The organism is Pantoea sp. BL1 (genome assembly GCF_000963985.1).
GTDB classification, from domain to species: Bacteria; Pseudomonadota; Gammaproteobacteria; order Enterobacterales; family Enterobacteriaceae; genus Pantoea; species Pantoea rwandensis_B.
This window is the reverse complement of the sequence record NZ_JZRH01000077.1, coordinates 1-5730: the sequence shown is the minus strand read 5'-3', so window position 1 is coordinate 5730 and position 5730 is coordinate 1. Positions and strand designations below refer to the sequence as shown.

The following is a 5730-nucleotide window of genomic DNA, read 5'->3' as shown; positions in this document are numbered from 1 at the left end:
GTATCGGGCTGAAGCGTGAAGTAGTAGAAGATGCCGATTTCAGACACCAGACGCTGAACAAACTTCAGGTCACTTTCCTGATACTGGTTAATCTGTTCCCTTCTGGGATAGTCATGCTTCAGGCTGAACTCATATTCCCACCCGTGAAAACCATGCTCATCCAGTATCTGGCTGACGACTTCCGGCACGGATTTATTCACAAAGAAGCGATGTGTGCGGTATTGCTTATCCAGAAGCGCAAAGCGGGGCTCAATAATAATGAGATAACTGACCTGGTCGGCGGAACCCGTCAGGCGGCGGAAATCGGTAATATAACCGTGAACAATCTTCTGCGATTCGAATTTCTGCAGAGGTCCAATGCCCATAGTCAGCGTGACCGCTTTGCGCAGCATCCGGTCTGGCGAAATGTCATTATCCGGGCTGGTGAACATCACGCTGTAGAGGTAGTTCTCGCTCAGCGCTTCCACGCCCGTAAGATTTTCCACATCAATCGGTGAATTGCACGCTGGAATCAATAAAGAATAACGATTGAGCGTAGAGGAAATTGCCGATGCTGTTTTTTCTATTAGGCCAGAGGGGATCATTGTCATTCTCTCCTTGATGACGAATTGTTATGTCTCCCACTAATTGCAGAGAGAATAACGTCAGTAATATTTTTTTTCTTGATTGCCGATATTGACTTCTTTATCAAGCTATCAGGGATTAACGTCACCGATATCGCATGCTTTTCCACAGGGAAAAACCGCCACCAGTGATTGTCATACGACTGCTGCGACGACTAAAATTGATAAATTCACACTCTGTTTCAGGCACGCTACCGCCCCTGGCCGTTAACCGAGGCCTATAAGGTCTGAGGCATCTGTAAATCGGTGTATTTTTCAGAGGCGTATTTGCGCGCAGGCGAACCTCTGAAAAAGCGGACAGTGAACCACCCACGCGGGCTTACGCGAAGGCGCGTTCCTTCAAGGAATTGGAATGAATGATTTTGACATCCTTGTAAGTCCAGGTTTTTATTCGCTGCGCAGTTCAATCTGCTCCAGGTAGTTGTGCTTCTTTTTATAAGTGCCCTTGATGTCGTGCATCACAGGGTTAATCTTCGCCACCCTTAGGTTCTCCTTATGAACGTGAGGGGAAGCTCGATTGACTTATGCGCCCCTTCGGTGTGTAGGTACTGGCGTAAATTGGAACGGACTTTCAAAGCACCAGCTTGATAAGCCCTACTCATGATTCAATCGTATAAATAGTAAAGAAAAGCATTAAGACCCGACTTTTCCTGTCAGTTCGTGCGCGAATATAAAGTAATTAACGGACCTAAATCAACAGTCCGCCACGACTGCTTATCGCTGATTTGTATAAGGAAATTCTTAAATTTGACTTTAAGTCATTGTTAGATAGCTCATAAATTAATCAGAAATATCTGAAAAAAATTTTTAAGAAAATTTATTTTCAGGCGGTCACTTCGTTTAAATGAGAGAAAACCAGTAAGCAGATCTAACAACTTTCACCTGGAGATTACTTTGGAGGGGATTGCAGTGGACATTGCGCCCGGTACACATTGCCGAGGTTGAGGGGGGGAAATGCGTCGCCGCTATCTCTGTTTCACAAATAGCACTCAGTTTGGGACACATTTTCCTCTCTATCAGAGATGCCGGCAGGCCTGGGCTTTAAGCGAGAGGATATAATCCAATGCATTAACGGGTTGCTATTAATGGAAAAAAGCAAAAGTGGTCATGTAGAATTAAAAGAAATCGTCCTTAAGCTAAAACCTCATGGCATTAAATAATGGTTATTTGGGACTTCACCTTCCCAATTTGACGCCAAAACCCAAGTCTGAGCCTATGCCGATGACCGAGCGCAATCTTGCGCTGTGGTATCGGCAGTTTGGCGATCCTATTGATGTACTGACGCTGGAATCTTCCCCTTTAGCCCCACGTCCCGCTGACTTGTTGCGCGTACAAATGCACTATGCGCCGATTAACGCGTCTGACCTGATCCCTATAACCGGTGCTTATCGTCACCGTGTCGCGCCGCCACAGGTGGCCGGTTACGAAGGTGTGGGTACGGTGATCGCCGCGCCCCTCTCTTTTCAACATTGGGTTGGCCAGCGTGTGCTGCCGCTGCGCGGCGTCGGCTGCTGGCAACATAATGTGGATATCGATCCGCAGCTCGCTATTCCGGTGCCAGAGGACATTCCCAGCACGCTGGCGGCTCGCGCCTATATCAATCCGCTTGCCGCTTTGCTGATGTTGCAGCAATGGCCGGTCAGCGGTAAAAACGTACTGATCACGGCGGGTGGATCCGCCTGCGCCCTTTTGCTGGCACAGTGGGCTCAACTGCACGGTGCACATCAGGTTGTGGTGGTGTATCGCGCGTCAGCACATGCAGAAAGGTTGCATGCCCTGGGCCTGACTGCGTTGCAGGATACTGCGCAGGAAACACTGAAAGCGGTGAGTGCACAAACAGATATCGTTTTTGATGCGGTGGGTGGCGATGTGGGACAGCTCATCTGGCAAGCGCTACCTGAGCACGCACAGTTTGTGGCTTACGGTGTGTTAAGCGGCACGCCGGTAAAAGTGAATGCCAACCGTCCGGCGCTGCACTGGTTTCATGTGCGGCACACCCTGGGCGATATTGGCGCGGCGCAGTGGCAGCAGCTTTTCTTCGCGCTCTGGCCGCTGCTGCGCAACAGCGATTGTGGCGAAGTGGAGATTTTTCCGTTGAGCGAGTGGCGCGCGGCCATCGAGAGTTATCACCAGTCAGGGCGGTCACGCAAGCCTATGCTGTGTCTGGACCGGTGAAGAGAGGCTATGCAGCCTCTCTGTTCAACCGATTATTTTGCCGCAGCCTGCAGCCAGGCAACCACCAGCGGTGATAGTCGATTTTGCAGCGCCGCCCGTTCTGACTGGAACAGCGTTGCGACAAAGAACGGATGATCGGTCAGTTCAACACCGCGCACGTCGCGATCCAAATCCCACGACGTAATCTTCAGATTATGGGTCGCCAGCGCGTCACTGAATTCCGGGTTCACGCCGAAATTACAATGATACCCTTCATCGCTTTCCAGCGCGCCGTAAGCTTGCGCAATCCTTGAGCCGGGCTCGAAAGTCACCGTGCCGCGCTGTTCCACCAGCGAACAGGCCAGCGGGGCAATCACCCAGCGTCCACCCTCATCGGTTTCCGCATGCCCGGCATCTTCCCAGCCCAGCACATTACGGGCGTACTCCACCACCGCATACTGAAAACCGCCACATGAACCGAGGAACGGTTTGTGGTGTTCACGCGCCCAGCGGATCGTTGCAAAGACACCTTCGTCGTTGAGATACGGGCTGCCCGGCACCACCCAAATGGCATCGTAATCGTTCCAGTGATGTTGATTGATGTCAGGAGTGGCGATCCAGTCGGCGGTGACGTCGAGCGAGAGAGATTTTGCGGCAAACTGAACAGCAGGAGGAATGGCTTGATGTGCAACGGCATTGGCACGGTAATCGCCAACAAGGGCGACACGAACTGACTGCGTCATGGTTACGTCCTTTCAGGGAAAAAACGAGGTTACAGCAAACCTCCAGAGCTGTCTAAGTGCATTTTAGCGAGGTATCATTCACTTTCGTTAACGCGCATTTAGGTTAATGCCTGCTTTTTATACGGTTAAATGTTCTTCTTTATGGTGATTAACTCGACGGATGTTGACCACGCAATCGTTTACTTCTTTTACGGTTTTAATTAAATCGTAATTTTGTGCGCAGGATCAACAAATTAGCCATTTGGAAACTTTAGCCAGCTTATTACGCTCAACAATCAAGCAATTGTGCTTAGTAAATGCGCATATGCGGTCTTTATTTTGGTATAAATTATCATCTACAGCGTTATATCCTGCAAAACAGACCCTAAGCGGTTTATATCAGGAAAATGATCCCAAGGATCTCCAGTTAACACGTTTATTCTGATATAATGCCACACAGCAATATTTAACACTGATTTACAACTTCTTATAACGGCATTAACCCTACCTGTTACAAGTATTTCAGCGTGCAAAAAATGCTTGCCCTGTTGGTCTGATTCAGCCAAATTAGGCGCCGTTTTTCCTTTCTAATAACAATGTTGCGCGGGATTACTCAGCCCGACGCAGACTTAATTCCTGTCGCAAAACAGGCTATGTATAAACTGAGGTACAAGTGTCAACTGCAAACAAACACACTGACGAGGCAGTAAGCCTCAACGCATTCAAACAGCCGAAAGCGTTTTATCTAATCTTCTCCATCGAACTGTGGGAGCGTTTCGGCTACTACGGTCTGCAAGCCATCATGGCCGTTTACCTGGTGAAACAGTTGGGGATGTCCGAAGCGGACTCTATTACCCTGTTTACCTCGTTCAGCGCCCTGGTTTACGGCATGGTCGCGATTGGCGGCTGGCTGGGCGATAAAGTCTTGGGCACCAAACGTGTGATTGTGCTCGGCGTTATCGTGCTGGCACTCGGCTATGCGCTGATCGCCTTCTCAGGCCATGATACCGCGATGGTGTATGTAGGTATGGCGACCATTGCCGTGGGTAGTGGCTTGTTCAAAGCCAACCCTTCTTCTTTGCTGTCTACCTGCTACGAGAAAGATGATCCGCGCATCGACGGTGCATTCACCATGTTCTATATGTCGATCAACATCGGTTCTCTGTTCTCGATGATGCTGACACCGTGGTTGGCTGCACATTACGGCTGGGGCGCAGCGTTCTCGCTCTCCGTGGTGGGTCTGGTGATTACCTTACTGAACTTCCTGTTCTGCCAGCGCCTGGTGAAAAACTACGGTTCTAAACCGGACTTTGCTCCACTGAACGTCAGCAAACTGCTGATGACGCTGGTGGGTGTGGTGGCGCTGGTTGCCATTGCGGCCTGGCTGTTGCATCACCAAAGCATTGCACGTATGGCGCTGGGCGTGATTGCCATTGGCATCGTGCTGGTGTTCGCGAAAGAAGCCTTTGCGTTGCAGGGTGCGGCTCGCCGTAAGATGATCGTCGCCTTCCTGTTAATGCTCGAAGCGATTGTGTTCTTCGTGCTGTACATGCAGATGCCAACTTCACTCAACTTCTTCGCCATTCGTAACGTTGAGCATGCCATTCTGGGCATTACCTTCGAACCTGAACAGTTCCAGGCGCTGAACCCGTTCTGGATCATGCTGGCCAGCCCGATTCTGGCGGCGGTATACAACAAGCTGGGCGACAAACTGCCGATGCCGCATAAGTTCGCGATTGGTATGGTGCTCTGCTCTGCAGCCTTCCTGGTGCTGCCGTTTGGTGCCAAATTCGCTAACGATGCCGGTATCGTTTCGGTGAACTGGTTGATCATCAGCTATGCACTGCAGAGCGTGGGCGAATTGATGATTTCCGGTCTCGGCCTGGCGATGGTGGCACAGTTAGTCCCACAGCGTCTGATGGGCTTCATCATGGGCTCATGGTTCCTGACCACGGCGGGTGCCGCAATGATTGCCGGTAAAGTGGCTAATCTGATGGCCGTGCCAAATGATGTGACCGATCCGCATGCTTCGCTGGAGGTATACAGCCATGTGTTCCAGCAGATTGGTATTGCTACCGGTGTGATCGCCATTCTGATGCTGATCACCGCGCCACTGCTCAACCGCATGACGCAGAATGATGCTACACAGCCTGAACTGAAAAGCGCCAACGCGAATCAGTAATGGATGTGATGTCACGAAGCCGGGCCAACGCCCTAATGCCGATCAGTTA

General features: G+C 50.6%; 4 protein-coding genes and 1 pseudogene. 2 read left to right on the top strand and 3 right to left on the bottom strand.

Going from position 1 to position 5730, the window contains the following annotated elements; all coding sequences use genetic code 11:
* Positions 1-485 (bottom strand): contractile injection system protein, VgrG/Pvc8 family (locus tag VH86_RS24175; RefSeq protein WP_369800380.1); only part of this gene is annotated, 485 nt, incomplete at its 3' end.
* Positions 486-942: 457 nt separating this feature from the next.
* Positions 943-1115 (bottom strand): annotated as a pseudogene (locus tag VH86_RS26240) (type VI secretion system tube protein Hcp); the annotation flags it as partial.
* A 654-nt stretch (positions 1116-1769) separates the two neighbouring features.
* On the opposite strand from VH86_RS26240, the gene VH86_RS24170 reads away from it, so the two are divergent.
* Complete coding sequence (locus tag VH86_RS24170; RefSeq protein ID WP_369800379.1) at positions 1770-2798, top strand: zinc-dependent alcohol dehydrogenase family protein; 1029 nt, start codon at positions 1770-1772, stop codon at positions 2796-2798.
* Positions 2799-2830: 32 nt separating this feature from the next.
* Here VH86_RS24170 and VH86_RS24165 read toward each other — a convergent pair whose 3' ends face one another.
* On the bottom strand, positions 2831-3520 hold the full coding sequence (locus VH86_RS24165; protein WP_045834380.1) for a CTP synthase: 690 nt from the start codon (positions 3518-3520) through the stop codon (positions 2831-2833).
* 652 nt (positions 3521-4172) lie between these two features.
* Here VH86_RS24165 and dtpA point away from each other — a divergent pair.
* On the top strand, positions 4173-5681 hold the full coding sequence (gene dtpA / locus VH86_RS24160) for a dipeptide/tripeptide permease DtpA (RefSeq protein WP_045813990.1): 1509 nt from the start codon (positions 4173-4175) through the stop codon (positions 5679-5681).
* Positions 5682-5730: the final 49 nt, after the last annotated feature.